Origin of the sequence: Pseudomonas frederiksbergensis (genome assembly GCF_003732705.1) — a bacterium.
Classification (GTDB): Bacteria; Pseudomonadota; Gammaproteobacteria; order Pseudomonadales; family Pseudomonadaceae; genus Aquipseudomonas; species Aquipseudomonas frederiksbergensis_F.
Genome location: NZ_MOBR01000004.1, coordinates 189,919 through 213,389 on the forward strand (window position 1 = coordinate 189,919; position 23,471 = coordinate 213,389).

The 23,471-nt window shown below is 61.1% G+C and carries 22 protein-coding genes; 7 read left to right on the forward strand and 15 right to left on the reverse strand.

The window, feature by feature from the left end; all coding sequences use genetic code 11:
- Nucleotides 1–56 precede the first annotated feature (56 nt).
- The 8 genes from BK667_RS03060 to BK667_RS03095 form a co-directional block, all read right to left on the reverse strand.
- Nucleotides 57–1,067, reverse strand: coding sequence for a septal ring lytic transglycosylase RlpA family protein (locus BK667_RS03060; RefSeq protein ID WP_123509886.1), 1,011 nt, complete (start codon nucleotides 1,065–1,067; stop codon nucleotides 57–59).
- Nucleotides 1,067–2,074 carry a lytic murein transglycosylase B gene (gene mltB / locus BK667_RS03065; protein ID WP_123509887.1) on the reverse strand — a complete coding sequence of 336 codons (1,008 nt, stop codon included), beginning with the start codon at nucleotides 2,072–2,074 and terminating at the stop codon, nucleotides 1,067–1,069. Before mltB ends, BK667_RS03060 begins: the two co-directional genes overlap by 1 nt.
- Before the next feature lie 17 nt (nucleotides 2,075–2,091).
- Nucleotides 2,092–3,195, reverse strand: coding sequence for a rod shape-determining protein RodA (gene rodA, locus BK667_RS03070; RefSeq protein WP_054052418.1), 1,104 nt, complete (start codon nucleotides 3,193–3,195; stop codon nucleotides 2,092–2,094).
- A 31-nt stretch (nucleotides 3,196–3,226) separates the two neighbouring features.
- On the reverse strand, nucleotides 3,227–5,122 hold the full coding sequence (gene mrdA, locus BK667_RS03075; protein ID WP_123509889.1) for a penicillin-binding protein 2: 1,896 nt from the start codon (nucleotides 5,120–5,122) through the stop codon (nucleotides 3,227–3,229).
- A 10-nt stretch (nucleotides 5,123–5,132) separates the two neighbouring features.
- Complete coding sequence (rlmH, locus tag BK667_RS03080) at nucleotides 5,133–5,600, reverse strand: 23S rRNA (pseudouridine(1915)-N(3))-methyltransferase RlmH (protein WP_007937439.1); 468 nt, start codon at nucleotides 5,598–5,600, stop codon at nucleotides 5,133–5,135.
- A gap of 9 nt (nucleotides 5,601–5,609) precedes the next feature.
- Nucleotides 5,610–6,104, reverse strand: coding sequence for a ribosome silencing factor (rsfS, locus tag BK667_RS03085; protein WP_123596766.1), 495 nt, complete (start codon nucleotides 6,102–6,104; stop codon nucleotides 5,610–5,612).
- A gap of 74 nt (nucleotides 6,105–6,178) precedes the next feature.
- Complete coding sequence (nadD, locus tag BK667_RS03090; RefSeq protein WP_123596767.1) at nucleotides 6,179–6,901, reverse strand: nicotinate-nucleotide adenylyltransferase; 723 nt, start codon at nucleotides 6,899–6,901, stop codon at nucleotides 6,179–6,181.
- Entirely contained in the window at nucleotides 6,870–8,141 is a 1,272-nt protein-coding gene (locus BK667_RS03095; protein ID WP_123596768.1) for a glutamate-5-semialdehyde dehydrogenase, read from the reverse strand. Before BK667_RS03095 ends, nadD begins: the two co-directional genes overlap by 32 nt.
- 176 nt (nucleotides 8,142–8,317) lie before the next feature.
- Here BK667_RS03095 and BK667_RS03100 point away from each other — a divergent pair, with 176 nt between their 5' ends.
- A complete protein-coding gene (locus tag BK667_RS03100) occupies nucleotides 8,318–9,016 on the forward strand; it encodes a DNA-3-methyladenine glycosylase (protein ID WP_123596769.1) in 699 nt (232 codons plus the stop codon).
- Between the two features lie 161 nt (nucleotides 9,017–9,177).
- Nucleotides 9,178–10,494, forward strand: a complete 1,317-nt coding sequence (locus BK667_RS03110; protein WP_123596770.1) for a bifunctional DedA family/phosphatase PAP2 family protein — start codon at nucleotides 9,178–9,180, stop codon at nucleotides 10,492–10,494.
- Nucleotides 10,495–10,582: 88 nt separating this feature from the next.
- Here the strand turns inward: BK667_RS03110 and BK667_RS03115 are convergent, their stop codons facing one another.
- The 3 genes from BK667_RS03115 to BK667_RS03125 are packed head-to-tail and all read right to left on the reverse strand — an operon-like array spanning nucleotide 10,583 to nucleotide 12,259.
- Nucleotides 10,583–11,173, reverse strand: a complete 591-nt coding sequence (locus BK667_RS03115) for an LON peptidase substrate-binding domain-containing protein (protein ID WP_123596771.1) — start codon at nucleotides 11,171–11,173, stop codon at nucleotides 10,583–10,585.
- Nucleotides 11,174–11,183: 10 nt separating this feature from the next.
- Nucleotides 11,184–11,900 carry an LrgB family protein gene (locus BK667_RS03120; protein WP_123509895.1) on the reverse strand — a complete coding sequence of 239 codons (717 nt, stop codon included), beginning with the start codon at nucleotides 11,898–11,900 and terminating at the stop codon, nucleotides 11,184–11,186.
- The gene (locus BK667_RS03125) at nucleotides 11,897–12,259 is read right to left on the reverse strand and encodes a CidA/LrgA family protein (RefSeq protein WP_123509896.1); all 363 of its coding nucleotides are present in this window, start codon (nucleotides 12,257–12,259) and stop codon (nucleotides 11,897–11,899) included. Before BK667_RS03125 ends, BK667_RS03120 begins: the two co-directional genes overlap by 4 nt.
- 208 nt (nucleotides 12,260–12,467) lie before the next feature.
- Between BK667_RS03125 and BK667_RS03130 the strand changes: the two genes are divergently transcribed.
- From BK667_RS03130 to BK667_RS03140, 3 genes are all read left to right on the forward strand, one after another.
- Nucleotides 12,468–12,923: a MaoC family dehydratase gene (locus BK667_RS03130; RefSeq protein WP_008035756.1), complete on the forward strand. Its 456-nt coding sequence runs from the start codon at nucleotides 12,468–12,470 to the stop codon at nucleotides 12,921–12,923.
- A gap of 102 nt (nucleotides 12,924–13,025) precedes the next feature.
- Complete coding sequence (locus BK667_RS03135) at nucleotides 13,026–14,744, forward strand: C13 family peptidase (RefSeq protein ID WP_123596772.1); 1,719 nt, start codon at nucleotides 13,026–13,028, stop codon at nucleotides 14,742–14,744.
- Between the two features lie 27 nt (nucleotides 14,745–14,771).
- Entirely contained in the window at nucleotides 14,772–15,413 is a 642-nt protein-coding gene (locus BK667_RS03140; protein WP_123509898.1) for an oxidoreductase, read from the forward strand.
- Between the two features lie 116 nt (nucleotides 15,414–15,529).
- Here the strand turns inward: BK667_RS03140 and BK667_RS03145 are convergent, their stop codons facing one another.
- The 4 genes from BK667_RS03145 to BK667_RS03160 all read right to left on the reverse strand — a co-directional run bounded on the left by BK667_RS03145 (nucleotide 15,530) and on the right by BK667_RS03160 (nucleotide 19,910).
- Nucleotides 15,530–15,814: a YceK/YidQ family lipoprotein gene (locus BK667_RS03145; RefSeq protein WP_123596773.1), complete on the reverse strand. Its 285-nt coding sequence runs from the start codon at nucleotides 15,812–15,814 to the stop codon at nucleotides 15,530–15,532.
- Nucleotides 15,807–16,454 carry a flavin prenyltransferase UbiX gene (ubiX, locus tag BK667_RS03150; protein ID WP_123404523.1) on the reverse strand — a complete coding sequence of 216 codons (648 nt, stop codon included), beginning with the start codon at nucleotides 16,452–16,454 and terminating at the stop codon, nucleotides 15,807–15,809. Before ubiX ends, BK667_RS03145 begins: the two co-directional genes overlap by 8 nt.
- The gene (gene mpl, locus BK667_RS03155; RefSeq protein ID WP_123509962.1) at nucleotides 16,451–17,800 is read right to left on the reverse strand and encodes a UDP-N-acetylmuramate:L-alanyl-gamma-D-glutamyl-meso-diaminopimelate ligase; all 1,350 of its coding nucleotides are present in this window, start codon (nucleotides 17,798–17,800) and stop codon (nucleotides 16,451–16,453) included. The genes ubiX and mpl overlap by 4 nt, the downstream gene beginning before the upstream one ends.
- A gap of 190 nt (nucleotides 17,801–17,990) precedes the next feature.
- A complete protein-coding gene (locus tag BK667_RS03160) occupies nucleotides 17,991–19,910 on the reverse strand; it encodes a sigma-54-dependent Fis family transcriptional regulator (RefSeq protein WP_123596774.1) in 1,920 nt (639 codons plus the stop codon).
- A 436-nt stretch (nucleotides 19,911–20,346) separates the two neighbouring features.
- Here BK667_RS03160 and exaC point away from each other — a divergent pair, with 436 nt between their 5' ends.
- The gene (exaC, locus tag BK667_RS03165) at nucleotides 20,347–21,867 is read left to right on the forward strand and encodes an acetaldehyde dehydrogenase ExaC (protein ID WP_054052388.1); all 1,521 of its coding nucleotides are present in this window, start codon (nucleotides 20,347–20,349) and stop codon (nucleotides 21,865–21,867) included.
- Nucleotides 21,868–22,059: 192 nt separating this feature from the next.
- Nucleotides 22,060–23,430, forward strand: coding sequence for an ethanolamine permease (gene eat, locus BK667_RS03170; protein WP_123596775.1), 1,371 nt, complete (start codon nucleotides 22,060–22,062; stop codon nucleotides 23,428–23,430).
- Nucleotides 23,431–23,471 lie beyond the last annotated feature (41 nt).

Consider the following 23,471-nt stretch of genomic DNA (forward strand, 5'->3'; position numbering starts at 1 on the left):
CAACAACCCGGTCCGCCCCCCAAACCGCAAGCGAACCGTCAATCAAGTCCTACGTGTTACTCGGCGGTGACCAGGCTCGGCGAACCGAGATTGGCCATTCGCACACTGTTCTGCACTTGCTGGATTTCACCCGGCGAACCCATTGGCCCCAGGCGTACCCGATGCAATGTCTGCTGGTTGCGCACGATCGAACTGATGAACACCGGAGCGCTCACCATCCCGCTCAACTTCGATCTCAGGAGTTCTGCAGCGTCCGGGTTGGCGAACGCGCCCACCTGCAGATACTGGCCAGAGGCTGGTACAGAAGCGTTTTTTTTTGCGGCAACCTGCACAGGCACAGTGTCCGTGGCGTGCTGCTGCGGCGGTGGTGTCCACTGCTCGACCGTCCCCGCCGAAGCGGTAATAGTCGGCGCGGCATTTTGCGCTACTTGCGGCTCGTTGAGCATCAAAGGCGCCGGACGGCCTTTCGCTGCCCACCACTGTTGCGGGTCGATGCCTTCGACCTTGACCCGCGCCGTGCCAATTTCGGCATAGCCGAGCTTTTTCGCGGCGGCGTAGGACAAGTCGATGATGCGGTCCGAATAGAACGGCCCACGGTCGTTGACGCGCAGGACCACGCTCTTGTTGTTGTCCAGGTTGGTCACCCGAACGTAACTTGGCAGCGGTAGGGTCTTGTGTGCGGCACTCATGCCGTACAGGTCATACACCTCGCCGTTGGCGGTGTTCTGGCCGTGGAACTTGGTGCCATACCACGACGCCGTGCCCGAGGCGACGTAGGTCTTGGAGTCTTGCAGCGGGAAGTAGGTCTTGCCCAACACGGTGTAGGGGTTGGCTTTATAAGGGCCACTGTGCAGGGTCGGTGTGGCATCCGGGATGCGCGAAACATCCACGTCCCACCACGGCGCGCCATCTTTGTGGGCGCGGTTGATGTCCAGCCCCGGCGTAGCGCGCACGGCGGTGTTGGTCTTCTGCACCGGCGCGCGGCTGGTCGAACAACTGGCGACCAGCACCGCCAACGCGGCGAATGCCATCAGCTTCAGGGGTTTATTCATAGGCAATGCCCGCATTACTTGACGCCCCGTGCTTGGACCAGCTGTTCAGACAGTTGATGTACGGCCATGGCGTACATCACGCTGCGGTTATAACGCGTGATCGCGTAAAAATTCTTCAGGCCCATCCAGTATTCGGGGCCATTGTCACCTTCCAGGCGGAAAGCGGTGACCGGCATATCATCGCGCAGCGCATCATGACTCGACCAGCCCAACGCCCGCAACTCCCCGACGGTTTTCGTCGGCTCGATGCCGGTGGTCAAACCGTCGTCCACCTGATCGCCCCGCACATCGGCACGGCTGACCACAGGTTCGCCGGCGACCCAGCCGTGACGCTTGAAATAGCTGGCAACGCTGCCGATGGCATCGTCCGGGTTGGTCCAGATATTAATGTGGCCGTCACCGTCGAAGTCCACCGCATAGGCGCGAAAACTGCTCGGCATGAATTGCGGCAAGCCCATCGCACCGGCGTAGGAACCCTTGAGGGTGAGCGGATCGACCTGCTCTTCCCGGGCCAGCAGCAGGAATTCACGCAACTCCTTGCGGAAGAATTCGGCACGGGGAGGATAGTCGAAACCCAGGGTCGACAACGCGTCGATCACCCGGTAATTGCCGGTATTGCGGCCGAAAAAGGTTTCAACGCCGATGATCGAGACAATCACCTGGGCCGGCACGCCGTATTCCTGCTCGGCACGGGCCAGTACCGCCTCGTGCTGACGCCAGAAGTCCACACCACGGGCAATACGCGCATCGGTGATGAACATCGGGCGATATTCGTTCCACTGTTTAACCCGCTCGGCAGGTTTGGAAATGGCGTCCAGAATCGTCTGTTTGCGCTCGGCTTCGCGGAACACGCCCATCAGCTGTTCACCGGCAAAGCCGTAGTCGCGGGTCATTTCACCGACGAATTCAGCCACCTGGGGTGAGCCTTCGTAATCGCCGGCCCGCGTTTCTGCGGTACCAAGGATGCCTACCAGGCCGACCCACGGCGCGTATCGAGTCGCCCAGCCATGCATTGCTTGCATTGAAATCTTCACCTTATTCAAACCTGTGCGATCCACTTACGATGGGTATGGATCGACATCAAAACCCCAAACGCTGACAGCAGCGTCACCAGCGAAGTTCCTCCGTAGCTAATGAACGGCAACGGCACCCCCACAACCGGCAACAGGCCACTGACCATACCGATGTTGACGAAAACGTAAACAAAAAACGTCATGGTCAGGCTGCCCGCGAGCAATTTGCCGAACAATGTCTGGGCCTGTGCAGTAATCACCAGCCCGCGACCGATCAACAACAGGTAAATCAGCAGCAGTGCACAAATGCCCACCAGGCCGAATTCCTCGCCCAGCACCGCAATAATGAAGTCGGTGTGGCTTTCCGGCAGGAAGTCCAGGTGCGACTGGGTGCCCAGCAGCCAGCCTTTACCGAACACACCACCGGAACCGATGGCCGCCTTGGACTGGATGATGTTCCAGCCAGTGCCCAACGGATCGCTTTCCGGGTCGAGGAAGGTCAGGATTCGCTGCTTCTGGTAGTCGTGCATGATGAAGAACCACATCGCCACCGCCACCGGCACTGCCGCGGCGATTACGCTGAGGATCCAGCGCCAGCGCAGGCCACCCATGAACAGCACGAACGCGCCGCCGGCGAGGATCAGCAGCGAAGTGCCGAGGTCAGGCTGGCGCACGATCAGGATAAACGGCAAGCCGATCAGGAACAGACTGACGCCCACATGCTTGAGCTGCGGTGGCAAGGTGCGCTTGGACAGGTACCAGGCGATGGTCGCCGGCATCAGGATCTTCATGAATTCCGAGGGCTGGAAGCGGATCACCCCGGGAATGTTGATCCAGCGCGTGGCGCCCATGGCGTTGTGGCCCATGACGTCCACCACCACCAGCAACAACACGCCGAGCACATAACCGATCGGCACCCAACGGGCCATGAAACGCGGCTCGAACTGGGCGATAACGATCATCGACACCAGGCCGATGCCGAACGAAGTGGCTTGCTTGGCCAGCAGGTCCCAGCTCTTGCCACTGGCCGAATACAGCACAAACAGGCTGCCGGCGGCGAGGGTCAGCAGCAGGATCAACAACGGGCCGTCGATGTGCATGCGTTGCAGCAGCGTCGCACGGCGACGCATCACGTCCTCACTGGAGAGGATGCGATCGAAATTACTCTTCACGGGCCGTAGCCTCCGCACTGATAGGGCCGGCGTACTCAGGTTTGAGTCGTCCATCCTGGTCCAGGAGCCAGGCATCCATGACTTGTCGCACAACAGGGGCGGCAACACCGGAACCGGACTCGCCGTTCTCGACCATCACCGACACGACGATTTTCGGGTTATCCGCCGGCGCGAAGCCGACAAACAAGGCGTGGTCGCGGTGGCGCTCCTGCACCTTGGAGCGGTCGTATTTCTCGCCCTGCTTGATCGCGACCACCTGGGCCGTACCACTTTTACCGGCAATCCGGTATTGCGAACCGATGGCGGCTTTGCGCGCCGTACCGCGAGCGCCGTGCATTACTTGCTGCATGCCGTGGTTGACCTTGGTCCAGTCGGACGGATCGCGCAGAACGATGTCCGGCATCGGATTTTCATCTTTCGGTCGCTCGCCCTCGACGGTCTTGGCCAGGTGCGGACGGTTCCATACGCCTTTGTTGGCCACCAGTGCCGTGGCTTGCGCCAGTTGCAGCGGCGTGGATTGCATGTAGCCCTGGCCGATCCCCAGAATCAGGGTTTCACCCGGGAACCAGGCCTGACGTCGGGTTGCGCGCTTCCACTCCCGGGACGGCATCAGCCCCGGCGATTCTTCGAACATGTCCAGCGAGACCTTCTGGCCAATGCCGAATTTGCCCAGATACGAGGACAAGCGATCGATGCCCAGCTTGTGGGCCAGGTCATAGAAGTAGGTGTCGTTGGAACGCATGATCGCCGTGTCCAGGTCCACGTAGCCGTCGCCGGTACGGTTCCAGTTGCGGTATTTGTGATCGTAGTTGGGCAGCATGTAGTAGCCGGGGTCGAAGACCCGGGTCGAGGCCGTCACTACGCCCGAGTCCAGGCCGGCAATCGCCACCGCAGGCTTGATGGTCGATCCCGGCGGGTACAGACCGCGCAGCACACGGTTGAACAGCGGCCGGTCGATGGAATCCCGCAGCTCGGCATAGGCCTTGAAGCTAATGCCGGTAACGAACAGGTTCGGGTCGAAGCTCGGCGCACTGACCATCGCCAGGACTTCGCCGGTGTTCGGGTCCAGCGCCACCACCGCACCACGGCGACCGCCGAGTGCCGCTTCGGCGGCTTCCTGCAATTTGATGTCCAGGCTCAGGACAATGTCCTTGCCGGGAATCGGATCGGTACGCTTGAGCACGCGCAATACGCGGCCCCGAGCGTTGGTCTCGACTTCTTCGTAACCCACCTGACCGTGCAGCTCGGGCTCGTAGAAGCGCTCGATGCCGGTCTTGCCAATTTGATGAGTACCGCTGTAACCGACCGGGTCCAGAGTCTTGAGCTCTTTCTCGTTGATCCGGCCCATGTAGCCCACGGAGTGCGCGAAGTGCGCGCCCTGCGGGTAATGCCGCACCAACTGCGCGACCACTTCCACACCCGGCAGCCGGAACTGATTCACCGCGATCCGGGCGATTTGTTCTTCGGTCAGCTCGAACAGGATCGGTACCGGCTCGAATGGTCGGCGCCCCTGCTTCATGCGTTTCTCGAAGATTCCCCGGTCCTCGGGGGTCAGTTCCAGCACCTGGACGATCACGTCGAGCACTTGCTGCCAGTCGCCGGAGCGCTCGCGGGTCATGCTCAGGCTGAAGCTGGGCCGGTTGTCGGCCACCACCACGCCATTACGGTCGAAGATCAGCCCGCGAGTCGGCGGAATCGGCTGTACGTGGACGCGGTTGTTTTCCGACAGGGTCGAGTGGTACTCGTACTGAATCACCTGAAGGTAATACAGCCGCGCGATCAGCACGCAAATCAGCGCCACCACCGCAATTGCCCCGAACACGACGCGGCCACGCACCAGACGGGCGTCTTTTTCGTGGTCCTTGATGCGGATCGGCTGGGACATGAGGGCAGAACTACTTGTGGTAAGGGTGGCCGGACAGGACTGTCCAGGCACGATACAACTGTTCGCCGATCAGAATCCGCACCAGCGGGTGCGGCAACGTCAACGGCGACAACGACCAACGCTGATCAGCCCGGGCACAGACTTCCGGCGCCAGCCCTTCGGGGCCGCCGACCATGAAATTCACCGTGCGCGAGTCCAGCCGCCAGCGATCGAGTTCGACCGCCAGTTGCTCGGTGCTCCAGGGCTTGCCGTGGACTTCGAGGGTGACAACCCGCTCGTTCGGCCCGACCTTGGCCAGCATGGCTTCGCCTTCCTGACGGATGAAGCGCGCCACGTCGGCGTTCTTGCCACGGGTGTTGAGCGGTATTTCCACCAGTTCCAGCGCCAGCTCGGACGGAAGACGCTTGGCATATTCATGCCAGCCTTCTTCCACCCACTTGGGCATGCGTGAACCGACGGCGATCAGTCGCAGTCGCACAGCGGTCCCTTACTGCTGGTCTTTGTTGAGCTTGATGAAATGCTCGTGGGTGTTTTCCGGGCTGTGGTGAGCCGCGTTCAGCGCACGGCTCTGCTCGGCACCAGACCACAGACGCTCGAGGTCGTAAAACTGACGCGCCGAAGCGGTCATCATGTGCACGATCACGTCGTCCATATCCAGCAGAACCCAGTCGCTGTCGCCCTTGCCTTCTTCACCCAATGGCTTGACGCCCAGGGCTTTGACGGCTTCGCGGACCTTGTCCAGCATCGCGCCGATCTGGCGGTTCGAAGTACCGGTAGCGATGATCATGTAGTCAGTGATGCTCTGCTTTTCACGAACGTCGATGACCTGGATGTCCTGGCCCTTCACGTCTTCCAGAGCAGCTACGGCAATTTTGACCAGCTCATCACCCTTCAGCGGCTCGGTGGTGAGAACCGTCTCAGGCAGCGGGGCGCTCTTGAACGTGCCTTTGCGCTTTACTTTAGTTACGTCTTTGTTCGTCATATAAAACTCGTTTTGCTCGTATGTTCGGGCGTTTCAATACACGTCATATCGTGCCTTGAAACGTGCCCTTTTTTTCAGTTCGACGCACGGTACAGACCGTGCGCATCGATGTAGGCCAGGACCGCGTCGGGCACCAGGAAACGTACCGACTTACCGCTGGCCAGCAGTTGACGGATCTGGGTGGCGGATACCGCGAGCGGTGTCTGCCAGACGAATGCAATCTGTCCGCTCGGCCCTTTGAGGGCCAGCGGGTCGCTCACCGAGCGTGCCGCCAACAGATTGCGCAAGGCATCCGGCGGTTCGCTGTCGGCATCCGGGCGTTGCAGCACCAGGATGTGGCAATGCTGGAGCAACTCTTCCCAGCGGTGCCAAGTGGGCAGGCCGCAAAATGCGTCCCAGCCCAAAAGTAGAAAAACCTGGGTATCCGCGGCCATTTCGGCACGCATCAATTCCAGGGTATCGATAGTGTAGGACGGTTTGTCCCGCTGCAATTCGCGGGCGTCCACCACCAACGGCGCCACACCGGCCACCGCGCACTCGACCATCGCCAGACGGTCCTGCGCCGACACTTGCGGCGTGTTCCGATGGGGCGGCCTGGCACTGGGTGTCAGGCGCAGCTCATCGAGGCCCAGTGATTCGGCGACTTCCAGTGCACCGCGCAAATGGCCGATGTGCACCGGGTCGAACGTTCCGCCCAGCACGCCAATGCGTCGAGGCTCAGCCTTGCCGGCAGTGACCGGGGCTGACGGGTCGAGGTCGCCCAAGTCAGACCGACTCCTGTCCGCGCAACTGGCCATCACCGACCACGATGTACTTCTCGCAGGTCAGACCTTCAAGGCCCACCGGGCCGCGGGCGTGCAGCTTATCAGTAGAAATGCCAATCTCGGCACCCAATCCGTATTCAAAGCCATCGGCGAAGCAGGTCGGGGTGTTGATCATCACTGACGACGAGTCGACTTCGGCCACGAAACGCCGGGTGTCAGCGAGGTTTTCGCTGACGATCGAATCGGTGTGATGGGAGCCGTACTTGTTGATGTGCTCGATAGCCTGGTCCAGACCATCGACGACGCGGATCGACAGAATCGGCGCCAGGTATTCGGTGGACCAGTCTTCTTCAGTCGCGGCAACAGCGTCGATGATCGCCCGGGTCCGCTCGCAACCGCGCAGCTCGACGCCTTTTTCGCGGAACTGGGTAGCCATCGGTGGCAGGAAATCTTTGGCAACGCTTTGATCCACCAGCAGCGTTTCCATCGCGCCGCAGATGCCATAACGGTAAGTCTTGGCGTTGAACGCAATGCGCTGGGCTTTCGGCAGATCGGCGTGGGCACTGACGTAGACGTGGCAGATGCCGTCCAGGTGCTTGATCACTGGCACACGGGCGTCACGGCTGACCCGCTCGATCAGGCCTTTGCCACCGCGCGGCACGATCACGTCAACGTACTCAGGCATGGTGATCAGTGCGCCGACGGCGGCACGGTCGGTGGTTTCTACCACTTGCACCACGGCGGCCGGCAGCTCGGCCTCGGCCAGGCCGCGCTGGATGCAGGCGGCAATGGCTCGGTTGGAATGAATGGCTTCGGAGCCGCCGCGCAGGATGGTCGCGTTGCCGGACTTCAGGCACAGGCTGGCGGCGTCGATGGTCACGTTCGGCCGGGATTCGTAGATGATCCCGATCACACCCAACGGCACGCGCATCTTGCCGACCTGAATGCCGGATGGGCGAAAGCTCATGTCACGGATCGCGCCCACCGGATCCGGCAGGGCCGCGACCTGGCGCAGGCCGACGATCATGCCGTCGATGCGCGCCGGGGTCAGTGCCAGGCGTTCCAGCAAGGCCGGCTCAAGCCCATTGGCCCGACCCGCGGCCAGATCCAGCTCATTGGCGGCCGTCAACTCGCCGCGGGCGGCGTCCAGCGCATTGGCGGCAGCCTGCAAGGCGCGGTTTTTCTGCGCAGTGCTGGCACGGCCGATAATGCGCGACGCTTCGCGGGCAGCGCGACCCAGGCGGGTCATGTAGTCGAGGACGGACTCAGTCATGTCTGATGGGGTCTTGGCAAAGATGAAAGCGGCAGATTATAGCTGTCGCGTCCTAGGACTAACAGCGGTGACGGGCGGATGGTCGAAATGGAGGGCAATTTGCCGACGTTCAGCCGTGATTAAGCTGCAAATTGTTATCATCACCGCTCAATCAGCCCTGATAAACGCCGTTCATCATGTCCAACCTGACTGTTCGCGCCCCTCTTGCGACCGTGCCCACGGCGCTGCCGGACGCTTTTTTCGACAGAGACGCACAAATTCTGGCCCGGGAGTTACTGGGCAAAGTCATCCGTCACCGGGTCGGCAATCTGTGGCTCAGCGCCCGGATCATCGAGACCGAAGCCTATTACTGCGAAGAAAAAGGCAGCCATGCGTCCCTCGGCTACACAGAAAAACGTAAGGCTTTGTTTCTGGATGGCGGCCACATCTATATGTATTACGCCCGGGGCGGTGATTCCTTGAACTTCAGCGCCCAAGGGCCAGGCAACGCGGTGCTGATCAAATCCGCTTATCCGTGGGTCGATGAATTGAGCGGGCCGGCGAGCCTGGCGCAGATGCTGGTGAATAACCCCGACGCTCAAGGCCGCCCTCGCCCATCGCAAAAGCTCTGCGCCGGCCAGACGTTGCTGTGCAAGTCGCTGGGCTTGAAGGTGCCAGTCTGGGACGCCAAGCGTTTTGATCATGAAGTGCTGCTGGTGCAAGACATCGGCCCGGCGCCCGCCCACATCATTCAAACCACCCGTTTGGGGATTCCCCATGGCCGTGACGAACACCTGATGTACCGCTTCGTGGATGCGGCGTACGCGCCGTATTGCACGCGGAACCCGCTGCGCCGGGGGCAGGTCGAAGGTCGCGATTATTTTTTGTTGCCCTGAATCACAGCTAATCCCTGTGGGAGCGAGCTTGCTCGCGATGGCGGACTGGCATTCAACATCTATGTTGACTGATGTGACGCCATCGCGAGCAAGCTCGCTCCCACACGGGGCTGTGGTGTGTTGAAGGTTGTGTTTGTTCTTTATTGGATGGAGTTGTAGGTATGGGCCCATGGCTCGATAGCATCACCGGCTGGTTGACGGTCAATCCACAGTGGCTGGCCGCCGCTGTGTTTATCGTGGCCTGTGTGGAATGCCTGGCGATTGCCGGGTTGATCGTGCCGGGCACCGTTTTGCTGTTTGCCGTGGCGGTGCTGGCGGGCAGTGGCGCGTTGTCGCTGGGTGAAACGCTGTTGCTGGGGTTTCTCGGTGGCTTGCTGGGTGACGTGGTTTCCTACTTCCTTGGGCGACATTTCCACCAGAACATCCGGCGCCTGCCTGGCTTGCGCCATCACCCGGAATGGATCGCCGGGGCCGAGTCCTACTTCCAGCGCTATGGGATCGCCAGCCTTCTGGTCGGACGCTTCATCGGCCCATTGCGGCCGATGCTGCCGATGGTCGCCGGGATGTTCGACATGCCCTTCCCGCGCTTCGCCGCCGTCAGCCTGTTGGCCGCTGCAGGCTGGAGCGTCGCTTACTTGCTGCCGGGTTGGGCCACGGGGGCGGCGATTCGCCTGCCGTTGCCAGAAGGTTTCTGGCCCGAGGCAGGCATTGTCGCCGGCAGCATCGCGGTGATGATCGGTTTGAGTGTCACCAGCAGCTTGCGTCGTCATCGCCACGCGACTGCTTATATCGCCGGCCTGGGCCTGGTGATTCTGATCGGGCTGTTTATCGGCTACCCCCACCTGACCGCCCTCGACCAGGGCTTGATGACTCTGGTGCAAGAACACCGCAGCCCGATGCTCGATGAAGTGGCGGTCACCTTCACGTTGATCGGTGAATTTCGCAACATGCTGGTGTTCAGCGCCCTGCTGACGGGTTTGCTGTTGCTCACCCGGCAATGGCGCCAGGCAATTTTCGCGGGCGGCGCGCTGCTGTTCACCGCGCTGGGCAACACCGTGACCAAACACTTTTTCGCCCGAATGCGCCCGGAAGTGTTGAGCGACCCACTGACCAGTTACAGCATGCCCAGCGGTCACGCCTCCGGTTCCTTCGCGCTATTCCTGGCCATTGCCGTCCTGGCCGGGCGCGGGCAACCGCCGCGCATGCGCCTGACCTGGCTGCTGCTGGGCTGCTTGCCGGCGCTGGCGATTGCGTTGTCGCGAGTGTATTTGGGGGCGCATTGGCCGACAGACGTGCTGGCCGGCGCGATGCTGGCGGCCGGTGTCTGCGCGGCGAGCCTGTGGCTGAGTCAACGCCAGACGCCGCTCAACCCCATGCCACCCAAGGTCTGGTGGCTGGTGCTGCCATCGCTATTGGCGTTGTTTGCGTTTTTCGCGCTGCGGCATCTGCCGCATATGATGTTGCGCTACGCGTATTGAAGATCAAAAGATCGCAGCCTTCGGCAGTTCCTACGGGTCGTACGCCGATCCTATGTAGGAGATGCCGCCGGCTGCGATCTTTTAGCGATCACGCAAACAATTCGCCCTGCAACTCATCCAGCAACGCCTGAATCGCATCCAGCCGTTGCTGCGGATCATCGAGTTGCAGCAGGTCGATCTTGTCCACCTCGGCAAATGGCAGCAGGTACGCCAATTGATTGGCCAATGATTGCTGCCCGGTCGCTTCGGTGCCCATATTCAGCGCCTCAACCATCGGGTGCTCGGCCAGGGCCTTGAGCAACGCGACGAGGTCGGCGTCTTCATCCTGCAGCGGCTGTTCCGGTTCGTCTTCCAGCCACTCGACCTCGGCGATGGTCAGGTGATCGCGCTGCACTTCGGAGCGCAACACGTGGAAACGTCGCCCACCCTGCACCCGAATCCCCAACAAACCGTTGTCCTGCTGCTTGAAATCGGTGATCAAGGCTTCACACCCCACCAGCGCATAACCCGCCGGGGCGATGCCGACTTCTTCGCCATCAAGGATGCACACCACGCCGAAGCCGCTGCCTTGTTTCATGCAGCGGCTGATCATGTCCAGGTAGCGCGCCTCGAAAATCTGCAAGTCGAGGATGCAACCGGGGAACAGCACCGTATTCAGCGGAAAAAGCGGCAAGCTCATAGACATTTCCTTACACCACCATCGACACCGCCAACGGCAGGAATACCGCCGTGGCCACGCCCATCAGACTCATCGCCAGCGCCGCAAAGGCGCCGCATTCTTCACTTTCCTGCAACGCCACCGACGTGCCGACCGCATGGGCGGTCATTCCCAGCGCCATGCCCCGGGCCTCAGGGCTGTGGACGCCGAGCCGGGTCAACAGGCTCGGGCCAAAAATCGCACCGATCACACCGGTAATCAACACGAACACCGCCGCCAGCGCCGCGACGCCTCCGATCTGCTCGGCCACCAACATGGCAATCGGCGACGTCACGGATTTGGGCGCCATGGTCATCAGGATCATGTGTTCGGCACCGAACCACCAGCCCAGCAGCACGCCCATGCCCGTGGCGACCACGCCGCCTATCACCAGCGTAGTAAATATCGGCCAGAACAACTGCCGAATCCGTCGCAGATTCAAGTACAGCGGCACCGCCAAGGCAACCGTCGCGGGTCCCAGCAGGATACTGAGAATCTCGGTGCTCTTGCGGTACTCGGCGTACGTCAGGCCACAGACCACCAGCACGCCGATCACCAGCAGCATCGAAACCAGCACCGGTTGCAGGAAGATCCAGCGGGTTTTCTCGAACGCCGCGAGCACCAGTTGATAGGCACCCAGCGTAATGCCGATGCCGAACAGCGGATGGTGAATCACTGAATTCAGGGCGCCCTGCCAATCGAGGATCATTGGCCGTCACCGCGATGCGCGTGGCGCTTGACCAGACGCTGCATCAGCACCCCGGCAAAGGCCATGGACAGCAGCAGCGACAAGACCAGTGCGCCGGTGATGGCCCAGAAGTCCGCGGCAATATCCTTGGCGTAAACCATCACGCCCACCGCCGGCGGCACCAGGAGCAACGGCAGATAACGCAGCAAACTGCCGGCGGCCAGGTTCAGTGGCTCACCGACCTCGCCACGACAAATCAGAAACACCAGCAACAGCAGCAGGCCGACAATCGGCCCCGGCAGCACCGGTAAAAACAGGTGATTGATGGCTGTGCCCAGCAATTGGAACAGCACCAGCCAGGTCAGGCCACGTAACAACATCCAGCATCTCCCACGCTTTTCCCCATGCTTTTCCCCACCAAGAAGGGGCCGGGCATTATAAGCATGCCGACGCTATACACCGGCATTCGCCAAAAGCATGGTCAGTTGACCGGAGCAATTTGCCATGTTGATCTAAAGTGGTTCGCAGGGAGGTCAAATCCCCCCACCCGAAAAACTATAAATCCGATGAAACCCAAGGAGAGTCTCAATGCCCTATGTTCCCGTTGCAGAGCTCAAAGATTATGTCGGCAAGGAACTTGGACGTTCCGAATGGCTCACCATCGATCAGGAGCGCATCAACCTGTTCGCCGAAGCCACCGGGGATTATCAGTTCATTCACGTCGACCCGGTCAAAGCCGCGCAAACGCCATTTGGCAGCACCATTGCCCACGGTTTTCTGTCGCTGTCGCTGATCCCGAAACTGATGGAAGACATCCTGATCCTGCCGGAAGGCTTGAAGATGGTGGTCAATTACGGCCTCGACAGCGTGCGTTTCATTCAGCCGGTCAAGGTCAACTCGAAAGTGCGGCTCAAGGTCGACCTGACCGAAGTCACCGAGAAAAAACCCGGCCAATGGTTGCTCAAGGCCACCGCGACCCTTGAGATAGAAGGCTCGGACAAACCGGCGTACATCGCTGAACCGCTGTCCCTCTGTTTCGTGTAAACCATCCCGAATGCGAAGCAGCACACGCTGTTTCGCGACCTTCTCTATATATGCGACGCATAGCTGCGGCATACTCGGTCGCCTAATTGCCCGGATCCCGCTATGCGCTCACTTGCACTCCTCGCTTTGACCCTGATGCTCACCGCTTGCGGCGATGGTGAATCACTGTTGTCCCCTGACGCCCGTCTGCCGGACGGCGGACGCTATCGTGGGGATCTGGTCAACGGGTTGTTGCAGGGCCAGGGCCGCATCGACTACCCGAACGGCAGTTGGTATGCCGGGCAGTTCGACAAGGGCCAATGGCATGGCCAGGGTGAATGGCATGGCAGCAACGGCGAGGTCTATCGCGGGGTGTTCCAGCAGGGGCTGTTCGACGGCCAGGGCACCCTGACCACCAATGGCAGCAGCTACACCGGCGGCTTCAAGCTTGGCCGGCGCGACGGTGAAGGCACTCTCAAAGAAAACGGCATGACTTACCGCGGTGAGTTCAAGGCTGATCAATATTCAGGGCTCGGTCGTCTCGAACTCGATGACGGCAGCACCTATCAAGGCCAGTTCGCCCACGGCAAGCCCAACGGCGAGGGCCAGCGCGGCGATGCCAGCGGCAATCAGTTCAGCGGGCATTTCGTCGATGGTCAGCTGGAAGGCAACGGCACATTCAACAGCGCCGACGGTGACATCTATGTCGGCAGCTTCAAGGACAACCAGCTCAACGGCAAGGGTCGCTACGAGAACGCCGATGGCGATGTCTGGATCGGTCAGTTCAAGGAAGGCGTGCTCAGCGGCAAGGGTGAATTGATCGGCGCCGACGGCAGCCATTACGTCGGCCAGTTCAGCGACTGGCGCTTCACCGGCCCGGGTCGCTTGAACCTGGCCGATGGCAGTTTCTACGTTGGCGGCTTCGACAGTGACAGCTATTCGGGTCGCGGCACCCTGGTGCTGACCGATGGCACCGTGCTCAGCGGCACCTGGATCAATGGCCAGCGCGTGCGCGATGCCGACGGCAAGTTGCTGCCCGACACGCTGGAACTCGGCTTACTGGCCCAGGGCCGCTTGCTCGACGAAGCGCTGGCCAACGTCCCCGCCTCGACCTCGGCGGTCGAGTTGTACACCCTGACCCTCGGCGGCGACGGCAAGCAAAGCGTATTCCTGCGCGAATCCGACTACGTGGCCAACATGCTCGCCAGCCGCTTCGGCGCTTACGGCCAGATCCGCCTGGTCAACCATCGCGAGCACCTCGCCGACCGGCCGATGGCCACCCGGGAGAACCTGCGCCGCGCCGTCCAGACCCTGGCCGAACGCAGTGGTCCCGAAGACTTGCTGTTTATCTACCTGACCAGCCACGGCACCAGCGAACATGAATTGGTGCTCGACCAGCCGCGCATGGAACTGGCCGACCTGCCGGCCGACGAACTGGCGGCGGTCCTCGCCCCACTGAAGAATCGCGACAAGATTATTGTCATCTCTTCTTGCTATTCCGGTGGTTTCATCCCGGCATTGAAAGACGAACGCACCCTGATCATGACCGCGTCCCGGGCCGACCGGGTGTCCTTCGGATGTTCGGAGGAAGCCAACTTCACCTACTTCGGCGACGCACTGTTCGCCCAGGCGCTGAACCAGACCGACGATCTGGAGCAAGCCTTCAAACTGGCCAAGGCCACCGTGGCCGAGCGTGAGTTGGCGGATAACTTCGAAGCCTCTGAACCGCAGATCTGGGCGCCGAAAACCGTCCTCTCCCACTGGCAACTGCTGCGCAAGCAACAAGCGCGAAAAGCATTACAAAGTGCTGCTATCAGCAGCAAGGACGCCAAGCTCAACTAAGCTGAATAGTATCAAGGGGGAAACACTATGTACTTGACGCCTCAGCATGTATTGCTTGCCGGAGCTACCGGATTAACCGGCGAACATTTGCTTGATCGCTTGCTCAATGAGCCAACGATTACGCGGGTATTGGCACCTTCACGCCGGCCACTGGCCGAGCACCCCCACCTGGAAAACCCCGTCGGCGACCCGGCGGTGTTTCTGCCGCAATTGAACGGTCGCGTCGACATCGCCTACTGCTGCCTCGGCACCACGATTAAACAGGCCGGTTCCGAGCAGGCGTTTCGCGCGGTGGACCTGGACATGGTGGTGGCATTTTCCAAACGTGCTCGGGAAATGGGCGCGCGGCACCTGATTGTAATCAGTGCCTTGGGGGCTGATCGCAGATCCTCGATTTTCTACAACAAGGTGAAAGGCGAGATGGAGCACGCATTGCGCGCGCAGGACTGGCCGCAACTGACCATTTGCCGCCCCTCGCTGCTGCTGGGCGAACGCCTTGAACCACGCATGGCCGAGCAATTCGCCGGTCCGTTTTCGCGCTTGATCCCGGGCAAATACCGCGGCATCGAAGCCTGCCAACTGGCCCGCGCCATGTGGCGACTGGCGCTGGAAGAGCAGGATGGCGTGCGGGTGGTTGAGTCGGATGAGTTGCGTAAGCTCGGCAAGTAACCCCACATAGATCGTTCCCACGCTCTGCGTGGGAATGCCTCAATGGACGCTCTGCATCCGCTTTGGGACGCGGAGCGTCCCGGGCTGCATTCCCACGCAGAGCGTGGGAACGATCATCAGAGCCCGCCAGTCGCCTGAAAGCTCACGCCAATCACCGTCAGTAACGACAACGGCAACAATAGCGTATCCAGCAACGCACTCCCCGGCAGGTCCACCCCAGGATAGCTCGGCGCCTCTGCACCAAACCGATCCTTGGCACAGCACCCGCCATTCATCGCATACAAATCCAGCCGCGTCCCCGAATACACTACCGGCGCCCCCGGTTTGGCGGCATCGAGGGTGCGCGCTGTGGCGCAACCGGCCAGTTGTAACGCCAGCAGGACTATCAGCAGTTTATTCATCGCTGCTCAAATGGTGCTCGCCCCAACGCGGCAGCATGTCCTGAGGAATGTTCAGCAGGTTCAGGATCCGCGCGACGACGAAGTCGATCAGGTCATCGATGGTCTGCGGCTGGTGATAGAAACCCGGCGAGGCCGGCAGAATCGTCACGCCCATGTTCGACAACTTGAGCATGTGCTCCAGATGAATGCTCGAATACGGCGCCTCGCGCGGCACCAGAATCAATTGGCGGCGCTCCTTCAAAGTGACATCGGCGGCGCGTTCGATCAGGTTGTTGCAGGCACCAGTGGCGATGGCCGACAAGGTCCCGGTCGAACATGGCACCACCACCATCGCCGCTGGCGCACCAGAGCCCGAGGCCACCGGCGACATCCAGTCTTCCTTGCCATACACCTTGATCTGTCCGGCAGCGGCGCCAGTGTATTCGGTGAGGAAGGCCTGCATGGTCTGGGGCTTGGGCGGCAGCGTGACGTCCGTCTCGGTGGCCATCACCAGTTGCGCAGCCTTGGAGATCAGGAAATGCACCTCGCGGTCTTCGCGGATCAGGCAATCCAGCAGGCGCAAACCGTACTGGGCGCCGGACGCACCGGTCATGGCCAGCGTGATGCGTTCCGGGCCGCCGCTCTGAGCAAAAGTGTTCATTGCAGCGCCTCAGCGAGTTTGCCGTGCAGGCCGCCGAAGCCGCCGTTGCTCATGATCACCACGTGAGTACCGGGTTGGGCCTGGCTCTTCACGCGTTCGATGATGCCTTCCAGGGAATCGCTGACGATCGACGGCACGGTGCACAGCGCCGCCGTGCCGGCCAGGTCCCAGCCGAGGTTGGCCGGCGCGTACCAGATCACTTGGTCGGCATCCACGACGCTTTCCGGCAAGCCGTCACGGTGCGCGCCGAGTTTCATGGAGTTGGAGCGTGGCTCGATGATCGCAATCAACGGCGCATCGCCGATCTTCTTGCGCAAGCCGTCGAGAGTGGTGGCGATGGCGGTCGGGTGGTGGGCGAAGTCGTCGTAGATGGTGATGCCGTTGACCTGCGCCACCACTTCCATCCGCCGCTTCACGCTTTTGAATGCGCTCAACGCGGCGATGCCCATCGAAGGCACGACGCCGACATGGCGTGCGGCGGCCAATGTGGCCAAGGCGTTGGCGACGTTGTGCTGGCCGGTCATGTCCCACTCGACCACACCTTGGGCGACGCCTTCGAACATCACTTCAAACTTCGATCCATCTTCGCTCAGCAGTTTGACTTGCCACTGGCCGCCGACACCCGTGGTTTGCACCGGGGTCCAGCAACCCATTTCGATCACCCGTTGCAGCGCGGGCTCAGTGGTCGGATGGATCACCAGGCCTTCGCTCGGGATGGTCCGCACCAAATGGTGGAACTGCCGCTCGATCGCAGGAAGATCGGGGAAGATGTCGGCGTGATCGAACTCAAGATTGTTCAGGATCGCCGTGCGCGGGCCGTAGTGAACGAACTTGGAGCGTTTGTCGAAGAACGCGCTGTCGTATTCATCGGCTTCGATCACGAAAAACGGTGTGCCGCCCAAGCGAGCGGACACCGAGAAATTCTGCGGCACACCGCCGATCAGGAAACCCGGGCTCATGCCCGCGTGTTCCAGCACCCAGGCGAGCATGCTGCTGGTGGTGGTCTTGCCGTGGGTCCCGGCGACGGCCAGTACCCAGCGGCCCCGCAGTACGTGTTCGGCCAGCCATTGCGGGCCGGAAACGTAAGGCAGGCCTTTGTTCAGGACGTACTCGACCGCCGGGTTACCGCGGGACATGGCATTGCCGATCACCACCAGGTCCGGGGCCGGATCGAGCTGCGCCGGGTCGTAGCCCTGGGTCAACTGAATGCCCTGAGCCTCAAGCTGAGTGCTCATCGGCGGATAGACGTTGGCATCGGAGCCGGTCACGTGATGGCCCAGCTCTTTGGCCAGAACCGCCATCGAACCCATGAAAGTGCCGCAGATACCAAGAATATGAATGTGCATAGTCGACCTCGTAAAACATGGCCGCAGGTTAGCGTAGGGTGGGAAAATTCGCACCTTTGTTTCAGGTGCGTGCACATGATCGTTCCCACGCTCTGCGTGGGAATGCAGCCCGGGACGCTCCGCGACCCTTCCAGAGCCGAACGCGGAGCGTCCGTTGAGGCATTCCCACGCAGAGCGTGGGAACGATCAGTCAGGCAGAGCGGGCGATGCCGTGTTTACGCAGTTTTCGATAGAGGGTATTACGACTGACACCGAGTTGTTCTGCCGTGTGCGTCATATGCCACCGCTGTTGCTCCAGGGCATTAAGCAACGCCAACCGCTCGGCATCCTCCAGCGGATGCTCGGACGGCTCGTCCACCACCAACGCAATCACCGGCCGGGCCTGACGAATCATCGCCGGCAAATCCTCCAGCCCGATCCGTCCGCCATCACACAACGCCGCCAGCGTACGCAGCACATTGCGCAACTGTCGCACGTTCCCCGGCCAGGCGAAGCCGAGCAGGGCTTCCCGCGCCGGTTGATCAATCAGCACCGTTTCCCCACCCGCCTCTTCGGCCAGCAAGAAATCCAGCAACTGCGATTTATCGCTGCGGTCGCGCAGGGCCGGCAACGCCACTTCCAGGCCATTGAGCCGGTAGTACAAATCCTCACGGAAGCTGCCGTCCTGCACCCGATCCAGCAAATTCCGGTGAGTGGCGCTGATAATTCTGACGTTCACCGATTCCGGCTCCCCACCAATCGGCACCACCTGGCGATCTTCCAGCACCCTTAATAGTCGGGTCTGCAACGCCAGCGGCATGTCGCCGATTTCATCGAGGAACAACGTGCCTCCATCCGCCTGCTGCAACTTGCCGCGCATGCCTTCCTTGCGCGCGCCGGTGAAACTGCCGCCGCGATAGCCGAACAGTTCGCTTTCGATCAGGCTTTCAGGGATGGCCGCGCAGTTGAGGGCGACGAAAGATTTATTGGCCCGTTGACTGGCCTGGTGCACGGCTTTGGCGAAGGCTTCCTTGCCGGAGCCGGTTTCGCCATTGATCAGCAGCGGCACGTCCCGTTCGAACACCCGCAGGGACTTGCGGAAATCCTCCTGCAACGCCGCATCGCCCAGGCAAATGCCGGACAGGCGCGGACGCTCGACAATCACCGGGCTGGGTGCCACCGGCACCGGAATACTGCGCGGCTGGCCCCGCAGCAGCGCAAACAGACTGCGACCGTCACGGGTGCGCAGCGGCCAACTAGCGCTGGCATTCACGCTCGCTCGGCCGAGCAACTCATCCAGCGAGCAATCGAAAAACGCTTCCACCGGTTTGCCCAGCAACCCGCCGCGAATGTGCCCCAACAGGTTCAGTGCGCTCTGGTTGACCGCGCTGATCCGCCCTTCCCCATCGAACGCCAGCAGCCCTTCGCTGAACAGCCCGACGGATTCGGCCTGCAAGTGAAAACGCAGCAGCCATTGATTGTCGAAGTAACGCAGGAAATAGCAGCTCTCGATCATTTTCGCCGAGAGGTTGACCAGGGCCATGGTGTGGAACTGGCTCTGGCGCGAGACTTCATGGCGGGCCGAGGACACGTCGAGCACTGCCAGCAGTTCGCCGTGGGGGTCGAATACGGGGCTCGCCGAGCAGGTCAGGCCGGTGTGGCGGCCGCGAAAGTGTTCGTCCTGGTGAATCGTCAGCGCCTGGCGTTCCACCAGACAGGTGCCGATGCCGTTGGTGCCTTCGCAGGCTTCGCTCCAGTCAGCACCAAGCCAAAGCCCGGCGCGCTCGAAAATCTTGCGTTCGGCAGGGGCGGTGACGCAATTGAGGATCACCCCTCGGGCATCGGTCAGCAGCACCGCGTGGCCGGCACCGGAGAGTTGCTGGTGCAGGCTGGTCATTTCGTTGCCGGCGATCTGCAGCACTTGTTGCAAGCGTTCGCGACTTTCCAGCACGCGACCATGCTCCAGCACCGTCGGCGCCATGGTCAGGGCCGGGTCGAGGTGATAGTCCTCAAGACAGCGCAGCCAGGAGCGGGCAATCGACGGATCGCTGCCGGGACCGTGCAAGTGCGATTTGCCCTGGGTGACAGTCAGGACTTGCTGGGCATGGCGACTCAAATGGTTGTCGTGCATTTCTTATTATTCTCCCCGAACCGCTTACACGCCCCTGTAGGAGCTGAACTTGCTCGCGATGGCGTCCGGACATTCAACGTTGATGTTGGCTGTACAGGCGTCATCGCGAGCAAGCTCAGCTCCTACAGGTTATGCAGCAGCCATCAAAGGTGCGTAGATCGCTATAACTGAGTCATATGGGTTCCGAGCATCCTCCAGCCTAGCCTTCATTGCAATGCTGGCAAGACCACCCGGTCACAGCCTGTGCCACAAGCGGTACAAACTGTCACCCAGGCTGTACCGAAACCGTCACAGACGCCGCCCGCTGGTCCGACAAAATCCGCGCAAGGCCTTGATTTACCTGCCCTGCAAGGCAGTGGCCCAACCTTTGCTCTACGCTTATAGCAGGCGCACATGCGCTCTCCCTTATAAGCACAAAAGCCAAGGAGAAATCACCATGCGTTACGCTCACCCCGGTACTGAAGGCGCTATCGTTTCGTTCAAGAGCAAATACGGTAACTACATCGGCGGCGAGTTCGTCGCGCCTGTCAAAGGTCAGTACTTCACCAATACCTCGCCAGTGAATGGCCAACCGATTGCCGAATTCCCGCGCTCCACGGCCGAAGACATCGACAAAGCCCTGGACGCCGCCCACGCGGCTGCAGATGCCTGGGGCGCCACGTCCGCCCAGGCGCGTTCGCTGGTGCTGCTGAAAATCGCCGACCGCATCGAGCAGAACCTGGAACTGCTGGCCATCACCGAATCCTGGGACAACGGCAAAGCCGTTCGCGAAACCCTCAACGCCGACATCCCGCTGGCGGCGGATCACTTCCGCTACTTCGCCGGTTGCATCCGCGCCCAGGAAGGCAGCGCCGCCGAGATCGACGGCAACACCGTGGCTTATCACATCCATGAACCGCTGGGCGTGGTCGGGCAGATCATCCCGTGGAACTTCCCGATCCTGATGGCCGCGTGGAAACTCGCCCCGGCCCTGGCCGCCGGTAACTGCGTGGTGCTCAAGCCCGCCGAGCAAACTCCGCTGGGCATCACCGTACTGATGGAACTGATCGGCGACCTGCTGCCACCCGGCGTACTGAACGTGGTGCAAGGGTTCGGCAAAGAAGCCGGCGAAGCCCTGGCCACCAGCAAACGCATCGCCAAGATCGCGTTTACAGGTTCGACCCCGGTTGGCTCGCACATCATGCACGCCGCCGCCGAAAACATTATTCCGTCCACCGTGGAGCTGGGTGGCAAGTCGCCGAACATCTTCTTCGCCGACATCATGCAAGCCGAAGAAACCTTCATCGAAAAAGCCGCTGAAGGCCTGGTGCTCGCATTCTTCAACCAGGGCGAAGTCTGCACCTGCCCGTCCCGCGCACTGGTGCAGGAATCGATCTACGACGACTTCATGAAAGTGGTGATGAAGAAAGTCCTGTCGATCAAACGTGGCGACCCGCTGGACACCGACACCATGGTCGGCGCCCAGGCATCCGAGCAGCAATTCGACAAAATCCTTTCGTACTTGGAAATTGCCAAGGGCGAAGGCGCCGAGCTGCTGACCGGCGGCAAAGTAGAAAAACTTGAGGGCAACCTGGCGACCGGGTATTACATCCAGCCGACCCTGCTCAAGGGCACCAACAAAATGCGCGTGTTCCAGGAAGAAATCTTTGGCCCGGTGGTGAGCATCACCACGTTCAAGGACGAAGCCGAAGCCCTGGCCATCGCCAACGACACCGAGTTCGGCCTGGGCGCCGGTCTCTGGACCCGCGACATTAACCGCGCCTATCGCATGGGCCGCGCCATCAAGGCCGGTCGTGTGTGGACCAACTGCTACCACCTGTACCCGGCGCATGCCGCGTTCGGTGGTTACAAAAAGTCCGGCGTCGGGCGTGAAACCCACAAGATGATGCTCGACCACTATCAGCAGACCAAAAACCTGCTGGTGAGCTACGACATCAATCCGTTGGGCTTCTTCTAAACCCGTCGCGGGACCGCGTAACGGCCATCGCGGGCAAGCCTTGCTCCTACGGGAGCATGGCTTGCCAACGAAGGCGTCCTCAATCACACCGAAAAACAGCGCCCTGCCCCTCTGGCACGGGCTTTGCGTGCCCGCTGTAACCGCCACACCTGAAAGTCCAACCGATCAAACAATAAAAAATAGAGAGGACTTATGACTTCTACTACACAGCTCAAACCCACACTCGGCACCCTGCACTTATGGGGCATTGCCGTCGGCCTGGTGATTTCCGGCGAGTACTTCGGCTGGAGCTACGGCTGGGGCACCGCAGGCACATTGGGTTTCCTCGTCACCGCATTGATGGTGGCGACGATGTACACCTGCTTCATCTTCAGTTTCACCGAACTGACCACCGCGATTCCCCACGCGGGCGGGCCGTTTGCCTACAGCCGACGGGCGTTTGGCGAGAAAGGCGGACTGATCGCCGGCATCGCCACCCTGATCGAATTCGTCTTTGCGCCACCGGCGATTGCCATGGCCATCGGCGCCTATCTCAACGTGCAGTATCCGGAACTGGACCCGAAGATCGCAGCGGTCGGCGCCTACTTCGTGTTCATGGGCCTGAACATTCTCGGTGTCAGCATTGCCGCGACGTTTGAACTGGTGGTCACCGTGCTTGCAGTCGCTGAATTGCTGGTGTTCATGGGCGTGGTCGCGCCGGGCTTCAGCTTCAGTAACTTCGTGCTCAACGGCTGGTCAGGTTCCAACGAATTCACCATGGCTTCGATCCCGGGCATCTTTGCGGCGATCCCCTTTGCGATCTGGTTCTTCCTGGCCATTGAAGGCGCGGCCATGGCGGCCGAGGAAGCCAAGGACCCGAAACGCACGATTCCCAAGGCTTACGTCAGCGGCATTCTGACCCTGGTGTTCCTCGCTATCGGCGTGATGGTGATGGCCGGCGGCGTCGGCGACTGGCGCCAACTGTCGAACATCAACGACCCGCTGCCTCAGGCGATGAAAGCGGTAGTCGGCAACAATTCGAGCTGGATGCATATGTTGGTCTGGATCGGTCTGTTCGGTCTGGTAGCGAGTTTCCACGGGATCATCCTGGGTTACTCGCGGCAGTTCTTCGCCCTGGCCCGCGCCGGTTATCTGCCTAAAGGCCTGGCCAAACTCTCGCGTTTCCAGACCCCGCACCGGGCGATCCTGGCCGGCGGCGTGATCGGCATCGCGGCGATCTACAGCGACGGTCTGGTCAACCTGCAAGGCATGACCCTGACAGCGGCGATGATCACCATGTCGGTGTTCGGCGCCATCGTGATGTACATCATCAGCATGCTCAGCCTGTTCAAACTGCGTAAAACCGAGCCGAACCTGGAACGCACCTTCCGCGCGCCGGGCTACCCGATCGTGCCGGGGATTGCGCTGTTCCTGGCGGTGGTGTGTTTGGTGGCGATGGCGTGGTTCAACACGGTGATTGGCTTGGTGTTCCTTGGTTTCATGGCGACGGGTTATCTGTACTTCCAGTTGACCGCCAAGCAGCGCGCCGACGCGCCGGCAGACGCTATGCTCGAAGGTATCTGAGTTGCACCGGTGCCGGGCTCAGCGCCCTATTTGAGAGCACC

Coding starts and splice junctions, on each gene's coding strand:
- BK667_RS03060 (WP_123509886.1), bottom strand. CDS start 1,067: ATGCGGGCATTGCCTATGAATAAACCCCTGAAGCTGATGGCATTCGCC.
- mltB (WP_123509887.1), bottom strand. CDS start 2,074: ATGCAAGCAATGCATGGCTGGGCGACTCGATACGCGCCGTGGGTCGGC.
- rodA (WP_054052418.1), bottom strand. CDS start 3,195: ATGCGTCGCCGTGCGACGCTGCTGCAACGCATGCACATCGACGGCCCG.
- mrdA (WP_123509889.1), bottom strand. CDS start 5,122: ATGTCCCAGCCGATCCGCATCAAGGACCACGAAAAAGACGCCCGTCTG.
- rsfS (WP_123596766.1), bottom strand. CDS start 6,104: ATGACGAACAAAGACGTAACTAAAGTAAAGCGCAAAGGCACGTTCAAG.
- nadD (WP_123596767.1), bottom strand. CDS start 6,901: ATGGCCAGTTGCGCGGACAGGAGTCGGTCTGACTTGGGCGACCTCGAC.
- BK667_RS03095 (WP_123596768.1), bottom strand. CDS start 8,141: ATGACTGAGTCCGTCCTCGACTACATGACCCGCCTGGGTCGCGCTGCC.
- BK667_RS03100 (WP_123596769.1), top strand. CDS start 8,318: ATGTCCAACCTGACTGTTCGCGCCCCTCTTGCGACCGTGCCCACGGCG.
- BK667_RS03110 (WP_123596770.1), top strand. CDS start 9,178: ATGGGCCCATGGCTCGATAGCATCACCGGCTGGTTGACGGTCAATCCA.
- BK667_RS03115 (WP_123596771.1), bottom strand. CDS start 11,173: ATGAGCTTGCCGCTTTTTCCGCTGAATACGGTGCTGTTCCCCGGTTGC.
- BK667_RS03120 (WP_123509895.1), bottom strand. CDS start 11,900: ATGATCCTCGATTGGCAGGGCGCCCTGAATTCAGTGATTCACCATCCG.
- BK667_RS03125 (WP_123509896.1), bottom strand. CDS start 12,259: ATGTTGTTACGTGGCCTGACCTGGCTGGTGCTGTTCCAATTGCTGGGC.
- BK667_RS03130 (WP_008035756.1), top strand. CDS start 12,468: ATGCCCTATGTTCCCGTTGCAGAGCTCAAAGATTATGTCGGCAAGGAA.
- BK667_RS03135 (WP_123596772.1), top strand. CDS start 13,026: ATGCGCTCACTTGCACTCCTCGCTTTGACCCTGATGCTCACCGCTTGC.
- BK667_RS03140 (WP_123509898.1), top strand. CDS start 14,772: ATGTACTTGACGCCTCAGCATGTATTGCTTGCCGGAGCTACCGGATTA.
- BK667_RS03145 (WP_123596773.1), bottom strand. CDS start 15,814: ATGAATAAACTGCTGATAGTCCTGCTGGCGTTACAACTGGCCGGTTGC.
- ubiX (WP_123404523.1), bottom strand. CDS start 16,454: ATGAACACTTTTGCTCAGAGCGGCGGCCCGGAACGCATCACGCTGGCC.
- mpl (WP_123509962.1), bottom strand. CDS start 17,800: ATGCACATTCATATTCTTGGTATCTGCGGCACTTTCATGGGTTCGATG.
- BK667_RS03160 (WP_123596774.1), bottom strand. CDS start 19,910: ATGCACGACAACCATTTGAGTCGCCATGCCCAGCAAGTCCTGACTGTC.
- exaC (WP_054052388.1), top strand. CDS start 20,347: ATGCGTTACGCTCACCCCGGTACTGAAGGCGCTATCGTTTCGTTCAAG.
- eat (WP_123596775.1), top strand. CDS start 22,060: ATGACTTCTACTACACAGCTCAAACCCACACTCGGCACCCTGCACTTA.